Here is a 23,616-nt window from a genome sequence, read left to right as displayed (position 1 = left end):
ATGAAGACAGAGATTCTCAGATATTTAAAAGAGGCAGACGGCTATATTTCCGGACAGGAGCTGTGCGAGAGGTTTCAGGTATCCCGGACAGCAGTCTGGAAGGTAGTAAGACAGCTTGAGGCGGAGGGATATGAGATTGAGGCCGTCAGAAACAGAGGCTACAGGCTGAAAACGGCAGGAGATATATTAAGCCAGGCAGAGATACTGAGCAGCATACGCGGCTCCTGGGCTGGGAGGGAAATCCTCTATCTGGACGAGGTGGATTCCACCAACACGGCTGCCAAGAAGGCGGCTGAAAACGGGGCAGTGCATGGAACCCTGGTGGTTTCAGAAAGACAGACAGGAGGCAAGGGCAGAAGAGGAAGAGCCTGGGATTCCCCGCGGGGAACAGGTATTTTTATGACCCTGATTTTACGGCCGAACATGGCCCCTGTCCATGCATCCATGCTGACGCTGGTGGCGGCCCTGGCGGTAGCCGATGGAATCAGAGAGTGCACGGGAGCGGAGTCTCTGATCAAATGGCCCAACGACATTGTGATGAGCGGGAAGAAGATCTGCGGAATTCTGACAGAGATGAGTGCAGATCCCGACTGCATCAACTATGTGGCAGTGGGAATTGGAATTAATGTAAATATGGAAGAATTTCCGGAGGAGATCCGGGGAGTGGCTGCCTCTATTTTTACGGAGACGGGAAAAAAGACGAAGAGGAGCCTTCTGATCAGCGCAGTGATGGCGGCCTTTGAGAGATATTACGAGGTGTTCATGAAAACCACAGATATGAGCGGGCTTCTGGAAGACTACAACGGAAAGCTGGCAAACTGCGGGAGGACGGTGCGCGTGCTGGATCCGGCAGGCGAATACAGCGGAACGGCTATCGGCATTGACAGGGAGGGCGAGCTCCTGGTTGAGATGGAGGACACGACGGTAAGACGGGTGCTCTCCGGAGAGGTTTCTGTCAGAGGAATTTACGGCTATGTCTAGGACTGTGCCATACAGCAGATATAAATGAAGGATTGGGGATGTGCAGTCATTATACGGCATCCCTTCTTTTATGAGGAATGACAGTAAGTATGAGGCAGGGAAGTAAGCTATGAGGCAGACGGTAAGCTATGAGGCAGGACAGTAGGCCGGCAGGCAGGAGGAAGAATGGAAAATCAGTATGTAAAGCGCCTGTATGACAGGCTTGTGACTGTGGAGAGAGAGGGATACCCCATGAGCCGGCGGGAGCGCCTGACGGCCGTGAGGGAGCCCCTCCTTTTATGGTACTATGAAAACCGCCGGGTGCTTCCGTGGAGGGAGGAACCGGAGCCTTACCGCGTCTGGATCTCGGAGATCATGCTTCAGCAGACAAGGGTGGAGGCTGTGAAACCGTACTTTGCCCGTTTTATGGAGGCTCTGCCGGATGTGAGGGCATTGGCGCAGGTGGAGGAGGAAACTCTCTTAAAGCTCTGGGAAGGACTGGGATATTATAACAGAGCCAGAAATCTGAAGAAGGCGGCCCAGATCTGCGTGGAGCAGTACGGGGGCAGACTGCCTGCTTCCTATGAAGCGCTTTTGAAGCTTCCGGGGATCGGGAGCTATACGGCGGGGGCGATTGCATCGATTGCATTCCAGATGGCAGAGCCGGCCGTGGACGGAAATGTGCTCCGGGTCATTTCAAGGCTGCTTGAGAGCCGGGAGGATATTGGAAAACAGTCTGTAAAAAAGCAGATGGAAAAGGAGATAAGGGAGATCATTCCAGAGAAAAGGCCGGGAGATTTTAACCAGGCCCTCATTGAGCTGGGAGCGATTGTCTGTACTCCGGCAGGGGAACCCCTGTGCAGCCGGTGCCCGTTTGAAACCCTCTGCCTGGCAAGGCGAAATGGGACGATCCGCGAAATTCCGGTAAAGTCGGGAAAAAAGGAGAGGCGCAGGGAGGAAAAAACGGTATTTCTCATTGAATATGAGGGCAAAGCTGCCATCAGGAAGCGAAGCTCCAGAGGCCTTCTGGCATCCCTCTATGAGTTCCCGAATCTGCCGGGCCATCTGAAGGAGCAGGAAATCCCGGAGGCTCTCGGAATTGACCGGGAGGATATCAGCTCCATTGAGCCTCTGGCAGAATCCGTCCATATATTTTCTCATGTGGAGTGGCATATGACAGGGTTCCGTGTTATGATAAAAAGAGAACTGCCGGAGCTCTATCCCATGGAGCAGATGGAGGACATTCTCGAAAAATATCCCCTGCCCAATGCATTTCAGGCGTATACCAAGGTTCTGACGAGGAATACTGAGAAGCAGGAAATAGAAAATAGAAAAGAGACGAAAAAAAAGCAAAGTACAAAGGCGCAGGGGGCAGGCCGCCAGACTGCTCTTACTGAAACGGGGGACATCCGGAACAGTAGATGAAGGAGTTCTGAATTATGAAAAAAATGCTGTTTATTATGAATCCCAGATCCGGGCGTGAGAAGCTCAGAACAAGGCTGATGGATATTCTCGATTTGTTTGTCAGAGTCGGTTATGAAGTTACGGTTCATGTAACTCAGGCTCAGGGAGATGCAAAAAAGAAGGCGGGAAACAGCGGAGACAGTGTGGCTCTTCTTGTCTGCAGCGGCGGAGATGGAACCCTCAATGAGGTTGTCTCCGGACTCATGACTCTGGACAGAGAAAAAAGGCCGGTGATAGGATACATTCCGTCAGGCTCTACTAATGACTATGCAGCCAGCCTGAAAATTTCGAAAAATATGATGAAGGCAGCCGAGGAGGCCGTGAACGGAAGCCCCTTTGCTGTGGACATAGGAAGATTCGGGGCTGACAGATATTTTGTCTATGTGGCCGCGTTTGGAGCATTTACAGAGGTTTCCTATAAAACATCCCAGGAGACAAAAAATGTGTTGGGGCATCAGGCGTATATGCTGGAGGCTGTGAGACGGATTGCGGGGCTTAAATCCTACCGCCTGAAATTTCACTGGAACGGCCAGACGCTGGAGGAGGAGTTTATTCTGGGAATGGTGACAAACACCATGAGCATCGGAGGCTTTAAAAGCCTGGTGCCCCCGGGAGTGGCCCTCAATGACGGTGAGTTTGAGGTGATGCTTGTGCGCACGCCGAGAACACCTAAGGACATTCAGAGCATTGTTGCCTACCTGATCAACAAAGAGGGGGAAAATGACTGCGTCTACAGGTTCAAGACATCGAGGCTTGTGATAGAGAGCGAGGAGGCGGTGGACTGGACTCTGGATGGAGAATACGGCGGAGCAGTGACAGAGGTCTGCATCGAAAACCTGAGGGAAGAGATAAGGGTGATGAGGCACGAAGAGTGAAAGAACATTTCAGAGACAGCTTCTTAGTATGGCGCTTCCTATAATCATGCAGAATCTGCTCTCAGCGGCGGTAAACTCGGCAGACACGCTTATGCTCAGCTTTACAGGGCAGAACGAGATGGTGGCGGCAACGCCCGATAAAAGGAAGGACAGCAGGAGAGCTGCAGCCGCGGGAGTTTCAGGTTTGAATGTGTGTCCATGGTAAGAAAAAATATGTTGAAAAATGTAGAGGGTTAGTTTATAATATAAAGTCGGTAAACTTTTACAAAAGCTTCTGATAGCGAAAGGACGTTAACTCGTGGAGAAAGAGAAAGACAATTTTTTAGAAAAGTTAAGAAAACTTGTCGATCTGGCAAAAACGAAGCAGAATGCTCTGGACATTGCGGAGATTAATGACTTTTTTGCCGCCGACAACCTGTCAACAGAACAGATGGAGCAGATTTACAGCTATCTGGAACAGAACAACATCGACGTGATTCCAGAAGTGATTGATGAGACTTCACTCAATGATGAACTGCTGCTTCTCGATGATGTGGACGATGACTTTATGAAAAATGGGGAAGAGGAAGACATCGATCTGGATGCCATTGACCTTTTAGAGGGAATCGGCACAGAGGATCCGGTGCGCATGTACTTAAAGGAGATCGGTACGGTTCCGCTTCTCAGCGCTGAGGAAGAACTGCGCCTTGCCAAGAGAAAGGCAGAGGGCGATGTGTCTGCGAAGGAACGCTTAATTGAGGCCAATTTAAGGCTTGTTGTCAGCATCGCGAAGCGTTATACCGGAAGAGGCATGAGCTTTCTTGACCTGGTTCAGGAGGGAAACCTGGGCCTGATCAAAGGAGTAGAAAAGTTTGACTACACAAAAGGATATAAGCTGAGTACATATGCCACCTGGTGGATCCGCCAGTCTGTGACGAGAGCGCTTGCCGATCAGGCAAGGACGATCCGAGTGCCGGTGCATATGGTTGAAACGATCAACAAGATGTCCAAGATGCAGAGGAAGCTGACTCTGGAGCTGGGCTATGAGCCATCAGTGGCTGAACTTTCAGCAGCTCTCGATATGTCGGAGGATAAGGTAATGGAGATCATGCAGATCGCCAGAGAACCGGCTTCCCTGGAAACGCCGATCGGTGAGGAGGATGACTCCAACCTGGGCGATTTCGTTGCGGACGGAAATGTGGTGACTCCTGAGGGCAACGTGGAATCCGTGATGCTCCGGGAGCATATTGATGCTCTGCTTGGCGATCTGAAGGAGAGAGAGCGCCAGGTTATCGTTCTGCGCTTCGGCCTGGAGGACGGGCATCCGAGGACGCTTGAAGAGGTGGGCAAGGAGTTCAACGTGACGAGGGAGCGTATCAGGCAGATTGAGGCCAAGGCCCTCAGAAAACTCAGAAACCCTGTGAGAAGCAAGAGGATCAGGGACTTCCTGTAGTGGAGGCTTACTTCGCAGCTTCATGGCTGTTTCATGGAAGTTTGAGAATTGTGATTCCATAAAAACAAGAGATTAGGGCCTGGAAGATGTTAAAGGCCGTTTAGTTAGATATGTAAAGTTAGAATGGGACGGAGAAGACTGCTGAATAATTTTGGCAGTCTTTTTGCGTGGGGGAAAGCCGGCAGGACCTATGCCGAAGGAAGATGCAGTAAAGGAGGAGAGCATCGGGATGAATGGAAAGAACAGGAACTTTCAGAGAGAGATGGACAGACTGATTGAGAAAAACGAAGGGGAGGGAATTGTCCCCACCCTGTTTCTTCACAGCTGCTGCGCACCGTGCAGCAGCTATGTGCTGGAGTATCTGTCCCGGTATTTTAAAATCACAGTCTACTACTACAACCCAAATATCTATCCGCCCAGTGAGTACGAGGAGCGGACAGAGGAGGTGAAGCGGCTGATCCGGGAGCTTCCTGTGAAAAATGAGGTTTCCTTTGTGGCAGGAGAGTACAGGCCTGAACAGTTCTATGAGGCAGTCCGCGGCCACGAGGAGGATCCCGAGGGCGGGGATCGCTGCGGCATCTGCTTTGAGCTGCGCCTTAAGGAGGCCGCAAGACTTGCCGGGGAGGGCGGGTTTGACTACTTTGCCACAACCCTGACCATCAGTCCTCTGAAGGATGCGGCAAGGCTCAACCGGATAGGGGAGGAGCTGGGGGCAGAGTACGGGGTGAAATATCTGGCCTCAGACTTCAAGAAGAAAAACGGTTATAAACGCTCTACCGAGCTGTCGAGGGAGTACGGTCTGTACCGCCAGGACTACTGCGGGTGCGTGTTTTCCATGAGAGAGAGGGAAAGGGAGAGGGAAAAACAGTAATATATGAATAATTGCCGAAATGTTAAAAGGATTGAAAGTTTCCCTGTTTTATCATATGATATACAAGGCAAATTAGGAGTCAGAACCAGACAGAAGAAGGGAGAACGGCAATATGTACAAGCTCTGTATTTTTGATTTGGATGGAACCCTGTTAAACACGCTGACGGCGCTGACCTACGCGACGAACCTTACCCTGCGCTCCTTCGGGCTGGGGGAGATTACCATAGAGGATACCAAGCACATGGTGGGCGACGGCTACAAGACCCAGATGGAGCGGGCCCTCTGCCACTTTGGCCATGAAAATATGAAGTATTACGATCAGAGCCTTTCAGAATATATGAAGAACTTTTCGGCAAACTGTATGAGAGGCGTAAAGCCCTATGACGGAATCCTGCATCTCCTTTCCTTTATCCGTGAGAACCATATTAAAATGGCGGTATTTTCCAATAAGCCCCATGAGCAGGCGGTTGAAAATATTGAAACGGTTTTCGGGAAAAATACCTTTGATATGATTCTGGGACAGAGGGAGGGAATTGCCAAGAAGCCGTCACCGGAAGGAGCTCTTTTTATCTGTGAGAAGCTCCAGGTAAAGCCAGAGGAGTGCCTGTACCTGGGGGATACCAACACAGATATGAGGACAGGGATTGCCGCCGGGATGGACACGGTGGGAGTTACCTGGGGATTCAGGGACAGGGAGGAGCTTCTGGCCTTTCACCCAAGGTATATCGCAGATCATCCGTCTGATGTGGAGAAAATTCTGAAAAAGGAAAACACAGAGGCTCTGAAGAACTGAGAAACCTGCAGGGGAGAAAATCCTGCAGAAGGATGAGTGGCCTGCGGAAGAGGAAAAGCCGCCAAAGACCAGAACAGCGGAGGAATGAAATGATTAAAAAACAGATAAAGCACAGCGGCAGAAAGGCAGCCCGGATTCTTCTGGGGGCCGGTTTAACGGCGCTTCTGGCAGGCTGCGCGGGAAGAACCCCAAAACTGCCGGAAACGGAAGGCACCCTGAATCCGCAGGTTTCGGAAGAGGCGAACCCTTCCGCCTCCCAGGAGGAGCCTTTAAAAGAGGAGCCTTTAAAAGTCGTGACCACTGTATTTCCCTACTATGATTTCACGCGCCAGATTTCCGGCGGGCTTATCGAGTCGGGACAGGTGGAGCTGGAGCTGATCGTTCCGGCGGGGATGGACAGCCATTCCTTTGAGCCGACGCCTGCCGATATCATTAAAATCCAGGATGCTGACCTGATTATCTGCAACGGGGGAGCCATGGAACAGTGGTTTGAACGGGTATTGGACTCCCTCGATACGCAGAACCAGCAGGTTATCACAATGATGGACTACGTGGATACGGTGGAAGAGGAGATTGTAGAAGGGATGGAGGCGGAGGAGCACGATCACTCCCATGATCATGTCCACCCTGCAGGTGTGCCAAAGGAGGGTGAGGAAGGACACCTCTACGACGACGGCCACGAGCAGGAAATAGAGTATGATGAGCATATCTGGACATCTCCTGTAAATGCCATGACCCTCTCAGAGGTGATTGCCGGCACGCTCTGCGAGATGGACGAAAGCAATCAGGAGATTTACAGGGAGAACCTGGCAGAATATGAGGAAAAGCTCTCAGCTCTGGATCAGAAATTCAGGGATATCGCAGAGCATGGGAAAAGACGGCTGGTAGTGTTCGGGGACAAGTTTCCGCTCCGGTACTTTTTCGATGAGTATGGTCTGGAATACAGGGCCGCATTTTCCGGCTGCAGCACAGACACGGAGCCCAGTGCCAAGACGATAGCCTACCTGATCGACAAGGTAAGGGAGTTAGATATCCCGGCTGTCTATTATCTGGAGCTTTCCAGCCACAGAGTCGCTGAGATTATCGGGGAAGAAACGGGGGCGGAGCCTCTCCTGTTTCACTCCTGCCACAATGTGACAAGACGGGAATTTGACTCCGGCGTGACTTATTTGGAGTTAATGGAGCAAAATGCCGTAAATTTGAGTAAAGGATTGAATTGATGGGAACATTACTAAGGTGTGAACACGCAGACTTCGGGTATGAGAACCAGGATGCTGTGGTAGATGCAAATCTGGAGGTAAATACAGGGGACTATATCTGTATTGTGGGAGAAAACGGCTCAGGAAAGAGCACCCTGATGAAGGGAATCCTGGGACTTCTGAAGCCTACTTCGGGAAAGATCGTGGTTTCCGAGGAGCTGAGGCGTGCAGGAATCGGCTACCTTCCCCAGCAGACGGCGGCCCAGAAAGATTTTCCGGCAACCGTCTATGAGGTGGTGATTTCCGGCTGCCTGGGAAAAAGAGGAAACCGCCCGTTTTATTCCAGGAAGGAGAGGGCGCTGGCTGAGTACAATATGGAAAAGCTGGGCATTACAGACCTGAAGAAACAGTGCTACCGGGAGCTCTCAGGAGGGCAGCAGCAGAGGACGTTAATTGCGAGGGCTCTGTGCGCCACAGATAAGCTCCTGGTGCTGGACGAGCCGATCACCGGTCTCGATCCGTCTGCGATTCAGGATTTTTACCATATGATAAAGAAGCTAAACAGAGAGGAGCAGGTGGCTGTTCTGATGGTATCCCACGATATTCAGAACATTGTCCATCAGGCCAACAAGATCCTTCACCTGAAGAGGGAGGTTTTGTTTTACGGCTCTGTCTCCGATTATGTGAAAAGCCGTGTAGGGCAGGGATTTCTGGGAGGTGAGGACTGATGAGCGCGGTGATTGAAATGATATCGTACCCCTTTATGGTGAGGGCGCTCATCGGGGGAATTCTGGTTTCCCTCTGCGCATCCCTCCTGGGAGTGAGCCTGGTGCTGAAGCGCTATTCCATGATCGGAGACGGCCTTTCCCATGTATCCTTCGGTGCCCTTTCTGTGGCTCTGGCCATGGGCTGGTCGCCTCTCAGGGTTTCCATCCCCGTGGTGGTCCTTGCCGCCTTCTTTCTTCTGCATATTACAGAGAGAGGGAGGATCAAGAGCGATGCGGCCATTGCCATGATCTCGGCCAGCGCTCTGGCTATCGGAATTATCGTCACCTCCATGACCACAGGAATGACCACGGATGTGAGCAGCTACATGTTCGGAAGCATTCTGGCCATGAGCAGGGAGGATGTGAGGCTCTCCGCTCTGCTCTGCGTGGTAGTGCTGTTTTTATTCCTGTTCTGCTACAACAAGGTGTTTGCCGTGACCTTTGATGAAAACTTCGCCAAGGCCACCGGCGTCAGGGTGAGACTCTACAATGTGCTGATCGCGGTCCTGACAGCCGTGACCATCGTGCTGGGAATGCGCATGATGGGAGCCATGCTGATTTCAAGTCTGATCATCTTCCCGTCCCTGACTTCCATGCGGGTGTTTAAGAGCTTTCACGGGGTGGTGGTCTCCGCCGGCATTCTTTCTGTGATCTGCTTTTTTGCCGGTATGGTGCTGTCCTACGTCTATTCCACGCCGGCAGGAGCCAGCGTGGTGGTGGTCAACCTCTGCTTTTTCCTTGTATTTTCGGCAGTTCAGATGCTGCGGCAGTCAGGAAGGCGGTAGGCGGGGAACAAATTGTACGGCAGTCAGAAGAAAAGCCGGAGAAATTTGAAGGGAATTCAGACAGTAACCAGGTGAAATAAAATGTTACATTTTATTAACACACTAGTCGTATTTTGAATAAAATAACCATAAATGTTCATGAAAATTTAGAAGTTTTATCTAATTACTTTCACATGTGATTAGGCGTATAATAGTGGAAATCAGGAAAAAGACGGGAAAACAGTAGAAATGCTGTTTTTCTGTCTTTTTTCAAGAAATATCTGAAGACGATATTCAGACGTACTTCAGACAAATGAGAAAAGGAGGGATTAAAACGGAAGCTCTTTCTAGCGCCCTGATGGAGGAGCTGAACTGTAAAGTGGTATTTACGATCCCGATTTTCGGCGGGATACCGATTTACGAATCAGTTGCAGTTACATGGATCATCATGGCAGTATTAGTGCTTCTCTCCAAGCTCCTGGTAAGAAACCTGAGTGTGGAAAACCCTGGGAGGGTTCAGCTTTTTCTGGAAAGCTCCATTGGATTTCTGAGGGATTTCTTCGTGGATTTGGTAGGAGAAGAGGGAAAAGGTTATGTTCCCTATCTGATTTCGACAGCCATCTTTATTGGCGCCGCAAACCTGATAGGAATTGTCGGTTTTGTGCCTCCGACAAAGGATCTGAACATGACAGCGGCTCTGGCAATCATCAGTATTGCCGTGATCGAGTACGCGGGATTCCACAAGAAAGGCGCAAAGGGATTTTTGAAAAGCTTCGCAGAGCCGGTGGCCATTATACTTCCCATCAATATTCTGGAGGTGTTCATCAGGCCGGTATCTCTCTGTATGCGTCTTTTCGGAAATGTGCTGGGCTCCTTCGTAGTTATGGAGCTTATCAAGCTGGTGGTGCCGCTGTTTGTGCCGATTCCGTTCAGCTTTTACTTTGACATTTTCGACGGGCTGATTCAGGCCTATGTGTTTGTGTTCCTGACAGCTCTGTTTATTAAAGAATCGTTAGAGTAGCTGAGAAAAACAGGACGTGAAGCCCTGGACAGAAGGAAAGGCCGGGCGGCCAGAGGCAATCTGCGGCGGGACAGCAGAAAACAGTAAATGAATAAGTAAAGGAGAAAACAGTTATGTCAACATTAATCGCTATCGGAGCAGCTATCGCTGTATTTACAGGTATTGGAGCAGGAATTGGTATCGGTATCGCAACATCCAAGGCAGTGGAGGCCATCGCAAGGCAGCCGGAGGCTGAGAGCAAGATCAGCAAGGCTCTTCTTCTGGGATGTGCCCTGGCAGAGGCAACAGCTATTTACGGTTTCGTAATCGCCCTCGTAATCATTCTGTTCTTAAAATAAATTAGGAAAGGCAGGTGGAAGAGGTGTTACAGTTTAATGTAAGCCTTGTCTACAACATCATAAACCTGATTGTCCTCTGTCTTTTGCTGAAGCACTTTTTAATTAAGCCTGTGCTGGGAATTATGGACAAGCGGCAGGCCATGATAAACGAGAAGCTGGAAAATGTGAAGAGCACGAAAGAAGAGGCCGACGCCTTAAAAAGTCAGTATGAGGCGGCTCTTAAGGATGCCAGAGCGGAATCCGGCCGGATTGTGGAGGAGGCCAGAGGCCGTGCAAAGAAGGAGTACGACCGCATCGTGGCCGAGGCTGACAAAAAGGCGGCTGAGGATCTTCTGAAGGCGAGGGAAAGCCTTGAAGCGGAGCGCGTGAAAACCATGGAAGAGCTTAGAGGAAGGATTGCGGAGGTGGCTCTCTGCGCTGCCAGACAGGTATCCGGCAGTGCTGCCGGCGCCCCTGAGGATCTGGCTCTCTACGACCGTTTTATAGAGGAAGCAGGTGAATGCCATGACCCAGACAGCAGGTAATTACGCGAAGGCCCTCTTTGAGCTTTCCGTGCCGGAGCAGGTGCTTTTGGAGACGGAGAAGCTGCTGAAGGCGGAGAGCCGCCTGATGGAGGCTCTCAAAAATCCGACGGTCTCTCTGACGGAAAAGGAGCGGGTGGCTGACAGGATCTTCCCGGAGGAAACCAGATCCTTTATAAAGACAGTCTGCCGCCATGGACATGCGGGACTTCTTTTTGAAATATTTGACGCCTACAGAGCCTATGCAAAGGAGCAGAGGGGAATTCTGAGGGCTGTCCTCACCTATGTGACTCCTCCAACCGAGGAGCAGCTTCGCGGCCTCTCCGAATTTCTGAAGAGGAGATTTGGAAAGAGAGAGGTGGAGTTTGAGCTTACAGAGGATAAAACGCTGCTCGGGGGCTTTGTCCTGCGGGCGGGAGCATTTGAATATGACAGAAGCCTCAGGGGAAGCTACAGGCGTCTGTCCAACTACTTGTACGGAGGTGAGAGGGCTTGAGTTCAATCAGTTCAGAGGATATTATTTCCATACTGAAGGAAGAAATAAAAAATTATGACGACAGATGCCGTGAGGAGGAAACAGGAACCGTCATCTCCGTGGGAGACGGCATTGCCAGGATTTACGGCATGGAGCATGCCATGTACGGCGAGATCGTGATCTTCGACAACGGTCTCAAGGGTATGGTTCAGGATATTAAGGAGGACAGCATCGGATGCATCCTCTTTGGAAAGGATACAGGCATCAGCGAGGGAAGCCGGGCTGTCAGGACGAGGAAAAAGGCGGGAATCCCTGTGGGAGATGCCTTCTTAGGCCGTGTGGTGGACGCCCTGGGAGCGCCGATTGACGGAAAAGGGGAGATTAAGGAGGACGGCTACAGGCCGGTGGAGCAGGAGGCTCCCGGCATTGTAGAGAGAAAATCGGTAAACAGGCCTCTGGAGACAGGAATTCTTTCCATCGATTCCATGTTCCCTATCGGACGGGGGCAGAGGGAGCTTATCATCGGCGACCGGCAGACAGGAAAGACATCCATCGCCACGGATGCCATTTTAAACCAGAAGGGCAAGGATGTCATCTGTATCTATGTGGCAGTAGGACAGAAAGCGTCCACCGTCGCCAAGCTGGTGTCCACTCTGACGGAGCACGGAGCCATGGATTATTCCATCGTCATGGCGGCTACAGCCAGCGACTGCTCGCCGCTTCAGTATATTGCGCCTTATTCAGGCACTGCTCTGGCAGAGTATTTTATGCACAAGGGGAAGGATGTGCTGATCGTCTACGACGATCTGAGCAAGCACGCAGTGGCCTACAGGGCTCTGTCCCTTCTGCTTGAGAGATCTCCGGGGCGTGAGGCTTATCCGGGCGATGTGTTCTATCTGCACTCCAGGCTTCTGGAGCGTTCCAGCCGCCTGAGCGACGAGCTGGGAGGAGGTTCCATCACGGCCCTGCCGATTATTGAAACACAGGCCGGAGATGTTTCCGCCTATATTCCGACTAACGTGATCTCCATCACAGACGGCCAGATTTTCCTGGAAACGGATCTGTTCTTTGCGGGCCAGAGACCGGCAGTCAATGTGGGACTTTCTGTATCCCGTGTGGGCGGCGCAGCCCAGACAAAGGCCATGAAAAAGGCCTCGGGAAGCATCCGTATCGACCTGGCCCAGTACCGGGAGATGGAGGTGTTTACCCAGTTCAGCTCTGACCTGGACGCCTCCACAAAGGAGCAGCTCCAGTACGGAAAGAGCCTGATGGAGCTTTTAAAACAGCCTCTCGGAAGTCCTTTAAGCCTTCACGAGCAGGTAATCACCCTGTGTGCGGCAAGACATAAGATTTTTATGGATCTTGACGTCAAAAGAGTGAAACCCTTCCAGACAGAGCTTCTCAGATATTTTGATTCCAGCTACCCTGAGATCGGGGAGGAAATTGAGAATACGGGAGTCCTCTCTGACGAGCTGGAAGAGAGGATTGTGTCGGCGGCAAAGCAGTATGCAGAAACGCAGATCCGGTAAAAACGCTTATTTTGGCAGGAAGGCAGGTGAGTAAATGGCGGGCACAAAGGAAATTCAGACCAGGATGAAGAGCATTCAGGACACCATGAAGATTACGAACGCCATGTATATGATCTCCTCATCCAAGATGAAGCGGGCGAAAAAAGTTCTGGCTGACACAGAGCCGTATTTCTTCGGCGTGCAGACAGCCCTCGACAGAATTCTGAGACATCTGCCGGATGAGGAGAAAGAGAGCCGTTATCTGGACGAGAGGACAGATGTGAGTCCCGAGGACAGAAAACGCGCCCTTATTGTGGTTACGGCTGATAAGGGATTAAACGGGGCATATAATCACAATATTATCAAGATGGCAGAGGAGGAGCTGAAAAAGCCCGGCCACACAAAGCTCTATGTACTGGGCGTTGTGGGCCGCCAGTATTTCTCCAAAAAGAAAGTGGATATGGACGGAAGCTTCCGCTACACGGTGCAGAAGCCGACCATGCACAGGTCCAGGATGATTACGGAAACGGTGATCGAGGGCTTCCTAAGCGGAGAGTTTGACGAGGTATCCATCCTGTTTACAGAGATGCTCAATTCCATGAAAGAGGAGCCGGTACTCAAAACGCTGCTGCCCCTCAAGCATCCGGAGCCGGAGCCTATCTCTCTTCCCATGGACATGAGAAGGGAGGAGATCCGTCTGTTCCCGTCAGCCAGAGAGGTGATGGACAATATTGTCCCAAGCTATCTGGTGGGAGTGATATACGGCGCTCTGGTGGAATCCTACGCCAGTGAGCACAACGCCAGGATGATGGCCATGCAGGCTTCCACAGACAACGCGAAAGCGATGCTGAAAGAGCTTTCTGTCCAGTACAACAGGGCAAGGCAGGCGGCCATTACCCAGGAGATCACAGAGGTAATCAGCGGCGCCAATGCCCAGAAGAAAAAGCGGTAGAGGAGATAATTATGAATAAAGGCAGAATTGTGCAGGTCATGGGACCTGTGGTAGATGTTTTATTTGAAGACGGCGTTCTGCCCCATATCAAGGATGCCCTGAAGGTAAAAAACGGGGACAGAACCTGTGTGATGGAGGTGTCCCAGCACCTTGGAAACAGTACGGTCCGCTGCATTATGCTGGCGGCCAGCGAGGGGCTGTGCCGCGATATGGAGGTAGAGGCCACAGGAAAGGGAATCCAGGTTCCTGTGGGCGACAAGACGCTGGGCCGTCTGTTCAATGTGCTCGGAGAGACCATTGACGGCGGAGAGTCTCTGGAAGGGGAGGAGCACTGGGTCATTCACCGGGATCCGCCGTCCTTCGCAGACCAGAAGCCGGTTGTGGAGATTCTGGAGACAGGAATTAAGGTAATCGACCTGCTGGCCCCCTACGCAAAGGGAGGAAAAATCGGACTGTTCGGAGGAGCCGGCGTGGGAAAGACCGTGCTGATCCAGGAGCTGATTCAGAATATTGCCACCGAACACGGCGGCTACTCGATTTTCACAGGCGTGGGAGAGCGTTCCAGAGAGGGAAATGACCTCTGGACAGAGATGAAGGAGTCAGGAGTCCTCTCAAAGACGGCCCTGGTGTTCGGGCAGATGAACGAGCCGCCGGGAGCGCGTATGAGAGTTGCGGAGACGGGACTTACCATGGCAGAGTATTTCCGTGACAGGGAGCACCAGGACGTGCTTCTGTTTATAGACAATATCTTCCGTTTCGTGCAGGCCGGATCGGAGGTTTCTGCCCTTCTCGGACGTATGCCGTCGGCCGTAGGATACCAGCCTACGCTGGCTACAGAGATGGGAGAGCTTCAGGAGAGGATTGCCTCCACGAAGGAGGGAAGCGTTACCTCCGTGCAGGCTGTCTATGTGCCGGCCGATGACCTGACGGATCCGGCTCCGGCCACGACCTTCGCCCATCTGGATGCCACCACGGTGCTTTCCAGGAAGATTGTGGAGCAGGGGATTTACCCGGCAGTGGATCCTCTGGAATCCACATCGAGGATTCTGGAAGCCGACGTGGTCGGCGAGGAGCACTATGAGACGGCAAGACGTGTCCAGGAGGTGCTTCAGAAGTATAAGGAGCTGCAGGATATTATCGCCATCCTCGGTATGGAGGAGCTGTCCGAGGAGGATAAAAATACGGTGTACAGAGCCAGAAAGATCCAGAAATTCCTGTCCCAGCCCTTCCATGTGGCTGAGAATTTCACGGGAATCCCCGGAAAATACGTTCCGCTCAAGGAGACCATCCGAGGCTTTAAGATGATTCTGGACGGGGAGATGGACAAATACCCGGAAAATGCGTTCTTCAATGTGGGAACCATTGACGATGTAATCGAGAAGGCAAAGGCAGAGAGTTAAAGGAGGAGATTTCATGGGAGCAGAGGCAACCTTCGGGCTTGAGATCTATTCCAGCAACGAAATTTTCTATCAGGGCAGAGCGAGCTTTATCGATCTGCCGGCTACAGACGGCGGACATACCTTTCTGGCCCACCACGAGGATGTGGTCATTGCTCTGGTGCCTGGAATTACCAGGTTCGTCCCTGCGAAGGACCCGGGTGAAAAGGGCGAGGGAGCCGCAGATAAGCCTCAGGAGCGAATTATAGCCACAGGAGCCGGTTTTGCAGAGATGATCAACAACCGTGTGAAGGTGTTTGTACACTCTGCGGAGCGGCCGGAGGATATCGACATTAACCGGGCCAGGGAGGCTAAGGAGCGGGCTGAGGAGCAGCTTCGCCAGGAGCAGTCCCTTCTGGAGTATTACAGAAGCCAGCGGGAGCTGGCGAGGGCCATGTCCAGGCTGAGCGCGGCCGGAAAGAGAAAGTAGAGAGGCTCTGCTGCCAGGTTAGGTGCACCGGGGCAGAGCAGAATCTGCCCCTGAAGCGGCCTGCCTCCCCGGGGGAATCTCCAGGCAGAACCGGGAGATGTGATTTTGATATAGCGGATATTTTATTTAAGTATTTTACACGGGAAATCAGTTGCTGTATACTACTATCGGACTTCGCCCAGGGAGGAACAGCCAGTGGTTTTGATATGCCATTTCTCCCTGCTGCAGGAGATAAGAGGAAACAGAGACTGCGGCGCGGCTGTGACGGAATATTGTACTTTAGAGAGGAAATTAAGGCTATGGTAGAGAAAAAAATCCGTTTTCTGAACACAAATGACATTATTAATTTCTGCGGAATCTGCCAGAAGATGCAGTCAGATATTGACGTTGGAAAATTGGGAGAAAGAGTAAGCTGGATAGACGGCAAATCGCTGATGGGACTTATGACTCTGAAGATCGGGGAAAAGATGAAGCTGGTGGTAAACGGCGAGGATGAAGAACTCTCAGAACACTTTTTCAGGGAATATGAGGTGGATGAGATGTACGATGCCGTCCGCCTGGAAGAGAGAGCTTAAGGCCAAGCAGGAGAACAGCTTATGATAGGCTTAGGGACGTTTATCAACAGCGTCAGCATTATTGCCGGCGGTCTGATCGGACATTTTGCCGGCAGGCTGTTAAAGCCTGATATGCAGGATGTCTTAAATAAAGCGTGCGGTGTCAGCGTGCTTTTTATTGCCATTGCAGGGGCGATGGAGGGAATGCTCAGAATTGAGGAAAATGCCTTGATTTCAGGGCAGTCTATGTTCGTCGTCCTGTGCCTTACAGTGGGCACGGCCATAGGAGAGCTTCTTGGAATCGAAAGAGGCTTTGAGCGGCTCGGCGAGTGGCTGAAATATAAATCCGGAAATGGCAGGGATCCGGGCTTTACGGATTCGTTCGTAACGGCTTCCTTAACGGTATGCATTGGAGCTATGGCTATAGTCGGAGCGATCAGGGACGGGATCCTGGGAGACTGTTCCATGCTTGCGGTAAAGGCGGTACTGGATTTTATTCTTATCGCCGTGATGACTTCATCCATGGGAAAAGGCTGTGTATTTTCTGCCATTCCGGTTTTTATTTTTGAAGGCTCTGTCACACTGCTGGCACGGCTGCTGGCCCCCTTCATGACAGGGACGGCCATTTTTTATTTATCACTGATTGGTTCTGTTTTGATTTTCTGCATAGGGGTTAATCTGGTCTGGGACAAGCGGATTCGTGTAGCCAATATGCTTCCGGCTATGCTTCTGGCAGTTCTGGCCGCATATCTGCCGTGGATAAGCTGAGAAATGAACAGGCCCGCTCTCCGGCTGCATCTGTTCTGACAGTTATTCTGACATGTATCTACACTTCAATTTCCACACTGTCTCTTACATCCCGCTTTGTATACAGAATCACCTTGTCCTCGGCGCGCAGCACCAGAGAGCCGCTGGGGATCAGGATCTTTTCCCCGCGCTGCACGATCACGATCAGCGTCTTACGGGAAATATTCAAGTCACGGATAGCCGTTCCCACCCACGGATGGCGATCCCACAGCTGCAGTTCTTTCAGGGTAATGCCCACGTCGTCCTGATAGCCTTTGGCGCCGAAAATCAGGCGGTCACCTATCTCAATTTCCACATTTCCTTTCGGAACGATTGTTCTTTTTCCGCGGCGGATGACGGCCAGAATCATCTCCGGAGGCAGCGGCAGATCGGAGACCCGCATGTGTTCCCAGGGATGGTGCTCTCCTACGGCCAGGCTGATAAAGCGGATATTTGTTTCCTCTGAGTAATCAGCCATAGATTTCAGCTTGGTATACTGCTCCACAAAACCAGCAGATATAATACCGGTGGGAATCGCTACAGTTCCCACGCCCAGAAAGGCGATCACGATGCCCACCAGCTGCCCGGCATTGGTCACCGGGTAGATGTCTCCGTAGCCTACGGTCAGCAGGGTAGACACTGCCCACCAGATTCCGGAAAATGCGTTCTGAAATTTGTCCGGCTGTACGTCATGCTCCAGGCTGTACATAAACAGAGAGGATGCCACAATCAGGATCAGCAGGATACAGACGGACGAAAAAATCTGATCCTTCTTCTCGTGGAGGACATCGGTAATTACATTAAATGCGTCGTAATACATGTTGATGCGGAACAGCCTGAAAATACGCACTACCCGGAACATCCGGAACGTGACAATACCCATGGGAAATATCACGGGAAGGAAATACGGCAGGAAAGACAGCAGGTCGATGATGCCGAAAAAAGAAAACATAAAAGAAATCCTTGCCTGCCTGCGGCTTTTTCTGGGATACAGGTATTCTGCGGTCCAGATGCGAAGCATATATTCCACTGCAAAAATGCAGGAGGTGATCAGTTCCAGGCTGCGGAGCAGGGGAAGATACGGCCGGGACTGTTCAAAGGTCTCAAACAGGGTAATAAATAAGTTCAAAAAAATAATAAATGCAATAAAAAAGTCAAAGACAATACTGGCGATGTCATGATCTCGTCCAATCTGAATGATCTCAAAGACACGGCGCTTGGCAGGAACCTTCACAGCTCTTTTCTCCTTTGTACCAGATAATTTAAAACCATATTAGCACTTTTCTGTGGAAGAATCCAGTCCATCCCTCCCGGTTTCAGGGCCTGAAAATCCGTACTGCGCTTTTTAGCCGGTGCGGCTAAAGGAGAATCCCTGTCCTGTGCCGAAAGCGAAAAGGGGAAGCGGTTGACTTTACAGGGGTTTTGTGTCAAAATTATATACTGGACTGAGGCGGACGAAGGGTTCGCTTTTGTCGCTGCATATTGAGAGAAGCCAGGGGCTTCAGAAAGATAATTACAGAAAAGAAGGTAGATAGAGATGACAAAGATTGATATTATTTCCGGTTTCCTGGGTGCAGGAAAGACTACTTTTATCAAGCGCCTGTTAAAAGAGGCGATTTCCGGTGAAAAGGTCGTTCTGATTGAGAATGAGTTTGGAGAGATCGGTATTGACGGAGGCTTTTTGAAGGATGCGGGAATAGAGATCCGCGAGATGAATTCCGGCTGCATCTGCTGTTCCCTTGTGGGAGATTTCGGAAAATCTCTGGCAGAGGTGCTCACGAAATATACTCCTGACCGTGTGATCATTGAGCCATCCGGAGTAGGCAAGCTCTCCGATGTGATGAAGGCTGTCAGAGATGTTGCCTCCGAGATCGAGGTTGAGTTAAACAGTGCTGTCACTGTGGCTGATGCCAGCAAGGTGCGCATGTATATGAAGAATTTCGGCGAGTTTTTCAACAACCAGATTGAAAATGCCGGAACCATTGTACTCAGCAGAACTGACATAACAGATCCGAAAAAGGTACAGATTGCTGTGGAGATGATCCGCCAGCACAATCAGGATGCGGCGATTGTGACTACACCTGTCAGCCAGCTTGCTGGAACACAGCTTCTGGAAATTATCGAGAAGAAGGACAATATGATGGAAGAGCTCATGAAGGAGGCCAGAGAGCACGCCCATGAGCACGGCCATCACCACGATCACGAGGAGGGAGAGTGCTGCGGCCACGGCCATCACCATGATCACGGAGAAGGAGAGTGCTGCGGCCACGGCCACCACCACGATCACGAGGAGGGAGAGTGCTGCGGTCATGACCATCACCATGATCACCACCATGATCACCACGATCACGACCACGGTGAGAACTGCACCTGCGGCTGCCATGACCACGATCATCACCACCATCATGCCGATGACGTATTTACAAGCTGGGGGCGCGAGAATGTAATCGGCGTCAGCAGAGAGAGACTGGAACAGATTCTTAAGGATCTGGCGTACAGCGGAAAGTACGGAGAGGTTCTTCGGGCTAAGGGAATGCTCCCGGCTGCAGACGGGACATGGATGCACTTTGATCTGGTGCCGGAGCAGGTGGAGATCCGTGAGGGCTCTGCCGACTATACAGGCAAGGTCTGCGTAATCGGAGCAAATCTGGATGAGAAGGCGCTGGAGGAAGCGTTCAGCGCTCAGTAGCCAGGCAGAGGTAAAAGAAGAGAGCAGCCATCGGGCAGGCAGATTTACGGCCCATGGCTGCTGAAAAACAGGAGGACGACAGATGGACGAGGAGCGTATGCCGCTTTTTCTGATCAATGGTTTTCTGGAAGCAGGAAAGACTGAGTTTATCAAATTCACCATGGATCAGGATTATTTTAAGACAGAGGGAAAAACACTTCTGATTGTCTGCGAGGAAGGCGAGGAGGAGTATGAGGACGAGTTTCTGGAGGAGAACCGGACAGCTGTCGTGTATGTGGACGAGCTGTCAAAGCTGACTCCGGAATATCTCTCCGATCTGGAACTGCTCTACAACCCGGAGCGGGTGCTTATGGAGTGGAACGGAATGTGGAGCCTGGACGAGCTGAAGCTGCCGGCAGACTGGGAGCTGTACCAGCAGATCACCATTATCGACGGGTCCACTTTTGAGCTTTATCTGAACAATATGAAGCCGCTGGTGGGGGCAATGGTGAGAAATTCAGAGATGATTATCATGAACCGCTGCGACGACATAGAGGATCTGGATACCTACAGAAGAACCCTCAAGGGGATGAATCCGCAGGTAGAGATTATTTTTGAGGACTCTGAGGGTCAGATAGAGGAAGTGACAGAGGCGGATCTGCCGTACGATGTAAATGCCGATGTAATTGAGATCTCCCCGGAGGCCTATGGAATCTGGTATATCGACGCATTGGACAAGCCGGATCGCTACCGGGGCAAGGTGGTGGAATTTACAGCCATGGTGTTAAAGACACCGGACTTCCCGAAGAATTACTTTGTGCCTGGGCGCATGGCCATGACCTGCTGCGAGGCCGACATGACCTTCCTTGGATTTATGTGCAAGGCCAAGAACGCAAGGCTCCTGGAGACAAAGCAGTGGGTGAAGGTAAAGGCCCGTGTGGAGTACGAGTACAGCCCTGAGTATGAGGGAGAGGGGCCGATGCTTTACGCTGACTATGTGGAGCCGGCAGAGCCCATTAAAGAGATTGTACAGTTTTAAAAAGATGGATGATACAGCAGAAAACGGACTCTTCGGAGTCCGTTTTCTGCTCTGCACAGGCGGCAAGGCTGAAATTTCAAATCCCGTTATGACTTCTTCGCTTTTGTAACTGCTCCATGAGCTTTGTACTGTAGTGAGCGATAAAAATACAAAGTCCCATAAGCGCAAGATAATCCATATAAAAGAAAATTTTCGGTTCGCTGTAATCCAGAAATACAAACTCGCTTTTCAAAAACAGACAGGTGGGGAAACCTCTGCTGATGAAGACCCATATGCCATATCCGGAGATAGTTAATCCTGCGGCGAAGGCGATCATACTGGGGCTTTTTGTTTTACTTTTTATCTTTAACGCTTTTCGCAGCATTCCCAAAATCATATTCCAGTGAAGTCCCAAATGCACGCTCATCAGGAGAAAGCCCCAATATGCCCCGAGAATATGGAGCCGGCGAGCCAGGGACATGCCGCCTGTCCCCGGCAGGAAGGCAAATACATAGCGGGACATCACAATACCGCTGTACATCTGAGCCAGCATTGCAAGCAGGAGAAGCAAATCGACACAGAGCGTCACAGTGCGCAGTGCGCTGTATTTCCCCTTGAACAGGGTTTTATGCCAGCGCCCGTTCAGAAGGTGGTGGGCCACAAAAAGAAGGAACATTCCGGCACCCACCCATTCATGGGGCGCTTCTCCCCAAAACTGATAGCCCATTAAAAAAAGCAGGGCCAGTGTCATGAAAACGTCGACGGCTAATTTTATAACGGCTTTCGGTTTCATTCCTCCACCGCCTTACCTATGCAGGCAATGGCGTTCAGGCTGCGGGGATAACCGATGTAGGGCAGGCACCCGGAAACAACACGAATCAAAAAGTCCCTGTCATTTCCAAGATTCAAATTTCCTTTTGCGTGGGCAATCAGCTGAGGCTCACAGCCACCCTGGGCCATAAGGAAGCAAAAGGTAATCAGCTCACGCTCTGCCAGGCCAAGGCCCGTTCGGGTGTAGTAATCGCCAAAGCAGTTTGCCGCCAGCCAGCGGTTGATATGGCCTGTTTTCCAGGCCTCCTTCATATGCTCACCGAAAATTGCCGCCTGTGCCTCGATCCCTTTTTCCAGCCTGTCGGCAAGGGTAGTCGTCGCCTGTCCGTCAAGGGGAAGCTCTATGCCTCTCTCGGTCAGCACCTCATTGGTAACATTCAGAAACGGCAGCATTCTGCCATACCCCAGATAGTCGGCGGCCTGATAAACGATCTCCTTTGCCGCTATGGGGGTGATGCCGTTTTCCAACGCCTGAGGGAGCATTTCTCTATAGGCATCCACACCTCCGCAGCCGATCAGCGCTGCCAAAATTGCCAGACAGCGGGTTGGCGGCTCCAACTGCTGGTTTTCTTCGTTTACAACTTCATCAAAGGCAAAATGCTCAAAGCGTTCTGCAAATTCAGGATCTGTTTTCTTTAAATTCATTTTTTTGTCTCCTTTCAGATTTTTTGGCTGCCTGTAGACCACACGTGTTTTTCTCTTGCGGCTTCAGGGGTGTTCTGCGCCATTACGCCTACCAGATTGTGGGGAACATAGGGTTCCTCTAAAAATGCGAGCTCATCGTCAGTCAGAGTAAGCCCGGCAGCTTTCGCCATGCCCTCAACCTGGTGAAGCTTCGTTGCGCCCACGACAGGAGCAGTAACCTTTGTCAGCAGCCAGGCAAGGGAGATTTCAGTCATAGATACTCCGCGCTTATTGGCAAGCTGTATCACACGGTCGATGATGATGCTGTCCTGCCTGGCGGTAGCGTCGTATTTCAGATGAGCATAGCTGTCCTCCTGCAAACGCTTTGAGGTTTCGCCGGGGTATTTGGAGAGCCGGCCGCCTGCAAGTGCGCTGTAGGGTGTCATGGCTATATTATCCTCACGGCAGAGCTTCGCCATTTCCCGTTCTTCCTCCCTGAAGATCAGATTGTAATGTCCCTGCACCGATACAAATTTTGCAAAACCTTCTTTTTCGGAAAGGGCGTTTGCCTTTGCAAGCTGATAGGCAAAGCAGTTGGAAATACCGATGTACCGGGCCTTCCCCGCTTTGACGGCGTTGTTCAGCCCCTCCATAATGTCGTACAGAGGCGTATTGTAATCCCACATATGGTAAATGTATAAGTCAACATGATCCATGCCGAGATTTTCAAGACTCTTGTCAAGCATTTTTTCGATGTGCTGCTGGCCGGTGATCCCCGCTTCAATTTCCTCATTGGTACGGGGCAGGAACTTTGTCGCTATCACCACGCTGTCACGCTCTGCAAAATCTCTGATGGCCCTGCCGAGATACTGCTCGCTTGTACCGCTCTGATAGCCGATTGCCGTATCAAAGAAGTTGATGCCAAGTTCCAGGCCTTTTCTGATGATTTCACGGGAATGTTCTTCATCGACCGTCCAGCTGTGCTGACCGTTTCCGGCCTCTCCAAATCCCATGCACCCCATACAGATACGGGATATATGAAGGTCAGAATTTCCTAATTTTGTGTATTTCATAACTGATCTCTCCTTATACGCCCGGCTCCACGAACATTTTTTTGTCTTTCAGGCGCTCCATATGGTCGTCCCACTCTTCCTTCGGAAAATCCTCAATGGACACCGAGACGAATTTTTCGTCAATGTTCAGTTCCTTTGCCAGGAACTGCTGTACCTTAAGGGCTATCTCTTTTTTAGCCGTATCGTCCCTTCCGGGGATCATCGTAATATCAACATGCGGCATAAAATTACCTCCTATCAATTTTCATAATAAAAT

General features: G+C 51.2%; 26 protein-coding genes. 21 read left to right on the top strand and 5 right to left on the bottom strand.

Features of this window, described 5'->3' with window-relative positions; all coding sequences use genetic code 11:
* From LK436_RS13825 to LK436_RS13735, 19 genes are all read left to right on the top strand, one after another.
* Complete coding sequence (locus tag LK436_RS13825; RefSeq protein ID WP_008394969.1) at nt 1-981, top strand: biotin--[acetyl-CoA-carboxylase] ligase; 981 nt, start codon at nt 1-3, stop codon at nt 979-981.
* A 165-nt stretch (nt 982-1,146) separates the two neighbouring features.
* On the top strand, nt 1,147-2,385 hold the full coding sequence (gene mutY, locus LK436_RS13820) for an A/G-specific adenine glycosylase (RefSeq protein WP_008394970.1): 1,239 nt from the start codon (nt 1,147-1,149) through the stop codon (nt 2,383-2,385).
* A gap of 14 nt (nt 2,386-2,399) precedes the next feature.
* The gene (locus LK436_RS13815) at nt 2,400-3,299 is read left to right on the top strand and encodes a diacylglycerol/lipid kinase family protein (protein ID WP_008394971.1); all 900 of its coding nucleotides are present in this window, start codon (nt 2,400-2,402) and stop codon (nt 3,297-3,299) included.
* Between the two features lie 298 nt (nt 3,300-3,597).
* On the top strand, nt 3,598-4,731 hold the full coding sequence (rpoD, locus tag LK436_RS13810) for an RNA polymerase sigma factor RpoD (protein WP_008394973.1): 1,134 nt from the start codon (nt 3,598-3,600) through the stop codon (nt 4,729-4,731).
* A 190-nt stretch (nt 4,732-4,921) separates the two neighbouring features.
* Complete coding sequence (locus LK436_RS13805; protein ID WP_008394974.1) at nt 4,922-5,602, top strand: epoxyqueuosine reductase QueH; 681 nt, start codon at nt 4,922-4,924, stop codon at nt 5,600-5,602.
* 112 nt (nt 5,603-5,714) lie between these two features.
* A complete protein-coding gene (locus tag LK436_RS13800; RefSeq protein WP_008394976.1) occupies nt 5,715-6,395 on the top strand; it encodes an HAD family hydrolase in 681 nt (226 codons plus the stop codon).
* A gap of 89 nt (nt 6,396-6,484) precedes the next feature.
* On the top strand, nt 6,485-7,615 hold the full coding sequence (locus LK436_RS13795; RefSeq protein WP_044930327.1) for a metal ABC transporter substrate-binding protein: 1,131 nt from the start codon (nt 6,485-6,487) through the stop codon (nt 7,613-7,615).
* Entirely contained in the window at nt 7,615-8,322 is a 708-nt protein-coding gene (locus LK436_RS13790; protein ID WP_008394978.1) for a metal ABC transporter ATP-binding protein, read from the top strand. Before LK436_RS13795 ends, LK436_RS13790 begins: the two co-directional genes overlap by 1 nt.
* The gene (locus tag LK436_RS13785; protein WP_008394979.1) at nt 8,322-9,146 is read left to right on the top strand and encodes a metal ABC transporter permease; all 825 of its coding nucleotides are present in this window, start codon (nt 8,322-8,324) and stop codon (nt 9,144-9,146) included. The genes LK436_RS13790 and LK436_RS13785 overlap by 1 nt, the downstream gene beginning before the upstream one ends.
* Nucleotides 9,147-9,438: 292 nt before the next feature.
* Nucleotides 9,439-10,146, top strand: coding sequence for a F0F1 ATP synthase subunit A (locus LK436_RS13780; RefSeq protein WP_008394980.1), 708 nt, complete (start codon nt 9,439-9,441; stop codon nt 10,144-10,146).
* Between the two features lie 113 nt (nt 10,147-10,259).
* Nucleotides 10,260-10,484, top strand: a complete 225-nt coding sequence (gene atpE / locus LK436_RS13775; protein WP_008394981.1) for an ATP synthase F0 subunit C — start codon at nt 10,260-10,262, stop codon at nt 10,482-10,484.
* Nucleotides 10,485-10,498: 14 nt separating this feature from the next.
* Nucleotides 10,499-11,008: a F0F1 ATP synthase subunit B gene (gene atpF, locus LK436_RS13770; RefSeq protein WP_008394982.1), complete on the top strand. Its 510-nt coding sequence runs from the start codon at nt 10,499-10,501 to the stop codon at nt 11,006-11,008.
* Nucleotides 10,989-11,501, top strand: a complete 513-nt coding sequence (gene atpH / locus LK436_RS13765; protein ID WP_008394983.1) for an ATP synthase F1 subunit delta — start codon at nt 10,989-10,991, stop codon at nt 11,499-11,501. The genes atpF and atpH overlap by 20 nt, the downstream gene beginning before the upstream one ends.
* Nucleotides 11,498-13,009, top strand: a complete 1,512-nt coding sequence (gene atpA, locus LK436_RS13760; RefSeq protein WP_008394984.1) for a F0F1 ATP synthase subunit alpha — start codon at nt 11,498-11,500, stop codon at nt 13,007-13,009. The genes atpH and atpA overlap by 4 nt, the downstream gene beginning before the upstream one ends.
* A 34-nt stretch (nt 13,010-13,043) precedes the next feature.
* Complete coding sequence (atpG, locus tag LK436_RS13755; RefSeq protein ID WP_008394985.1) at nt 13,044-13,940, top strand: ATP synthase F1 subunit gamma; 897 nt, start codon at nt 13,044-13,046, stop codon at nt 13,938-13,940.
* Between the two features lie 11 nt (nt 13,941-13,951).
* Entirely contained in the window at nt 13,952-15,340 is a 1,389-nt protein-coding gene (atpD, locus tag LK436_RS13750; RefSeq protein ID WP_008394986.1) for a F0F1 ATP synthase subunit beta, read from the top strand.
* A gap of 13 nt (nt 15,341-15,353) precedes the next feature.
* Nucleotides 15,354-15,806 (top strand): FoF1 ATP synthase subunit delta/epsilon, encoded by a 453-nt coding sequence (locus LK436_RS13745; protein ID WP_008394987.1) that lies wholly within the window; start codon nt 15,354-15,356, stop codon nt 15,804-15,806.
* Nucleotides 15,807-16,105: 299 nt separating this feature from the next.
* The gene (locus tag LK436_RS13740; RefSeq protein WP_021966909.1) at nt 16,106-16,381 is read left to right on the top strand and encodes an HPr family phosphocarrier protein; all 276 of its coding nucleotides are present in this window, start codon (nt 16,106-16,108) and stop codon (nt 16,379-16,381) included.
* A 21-nt stretch (nt 16,382-16,402) separates the two neighbouring features.
* Complete coding sequence (locus tag LK436_RS13735; RefSeq protein ID WP_008394989.1) at nt 16,403-17,128, top strand: DUF554 domain-containing protein; 726 nt, start codon at nt 16,403-16,405, stop codon at nt 17,126-17,128.
* 58 nt (nt 17,129-17,186) lie between these two features.
* Here LK436_RS13735 and LK436_RS13730 read toward each other — a convergent pair whose 3' ends face one another.
* Nucleotides 17,187-18,380, bottom strand: coding sequence for an ion transporter (locus LK436_RS13730; RefSeq protein ID WP_008394990.1), 1,194 nt, complete (start codon nt 18,378-18,380; stop codon nt 17,187-17,189).
* Between the two features lie 303 nt (nt 18,381-18,683).
* Between LK436_RS13730 and LK436_RS13725 the strand changes: the two genes are divergently transcribed.
* Both LK436_RS13725 and LK436_RS13720 read left to right on the top strand, forming a co-directional pair.
* Nucleotides 18,684-19,835 carry a CobW family GTP-binding protein gene (locus LK436_RS13725; RefSeq protein WP_008394992.1) on the top strand — a complete coding sequence of 384 codons (1,152 nt, stop codon included), beginning with the start codon at nt 18,684-18,686 and terminating at the stop codon, nt 19,833-19,835.
* 82 nt (nt 19,836-19,917) lie between these two features.
* Nucleotides 19,918-20,853 carry a GTP-binding protein gene (locus LK436_RS13720; protein WP_008394993.1) on the top strand — a complete coding sequence of 312 codons (936 nt, stop codon included), beginning with the start codon at nt 19,918-19,920 and terminating at the stop codon, nt 20,851-20,853.
* A gap of 76 nt (nt 20,854-20,929) precedes the next feature.
* Here LK436_RS13720 and LK436_RS13715 read toward each other — a convergent pair whose 3' ends face one another.
* From LK436_RS13715 to LK436_RS13700, 4 genes are read right to left on the bottom strand one after another with little or no spacing between them, the layout of a single operon-like run.
* Nucleotides 20,930-21,625: a DUF4405 domain-containing protein gene (locus LK436_RS13715; protein ID WP_008394994.1), complete on the bottom strand. Its 696-nt coding sequence runs from the start codon at nt 21,623-21,625 to the stop codon at nt 20,930-20,932.
* Nucleotides 21,622-22,308 (bottom strand): carboxymuconolactone decarboxylase family protein, encoded by a 687-nt coding sequence (locus LK436_RS13710; RefSeq protein WP_021966913.1) that lies wholly within the window; start codon nt 22,306-22,308, stop codon nt 21,622-21,624. Before LK436_RS13710 ends, LK436_RS13715 begins: the two co-directional genes overlap by 4 nt.
* 14 nt (nt 22,309-22,322) lie before the next feature.
* Entirely contained in the window at nt 22,323-23,360 is a 1,038-nt protein-coding gene (locus tag LK436_RS13705; protein ID WP_021966914.1) for an aldo/keto reductase, read from the bottom strand.
* A gap of 13 nt (nt 23,361-23,373) precedes the next feature.
* Nucleotides 23,374-23,583, bottom strand: coding sequence for a tautomerase family protein (locus LK436_RS13700; protein ID WP_008394997.1), 210 nt, complete (start codon nt 23,581-23,583; stop codon nt 23,374-23,376).
* Between the last annotated feature and the right edge of the window lie 33 nt (nt 23,584-23,616).

Source organism: Clostridium sp. M62/1 (genome assembly GCF_020736365.1).
GTDB lineage: Bacteria > Bacillota > Clostridia > Lachnospirales > Lachnospiraceae > Otoolea > Otoolea saccharolyticum_A.
Note: the sequence above shows the minus strand (reverse complement) of the source record. Positions and strands in the feature narration are given on the sequence as shown.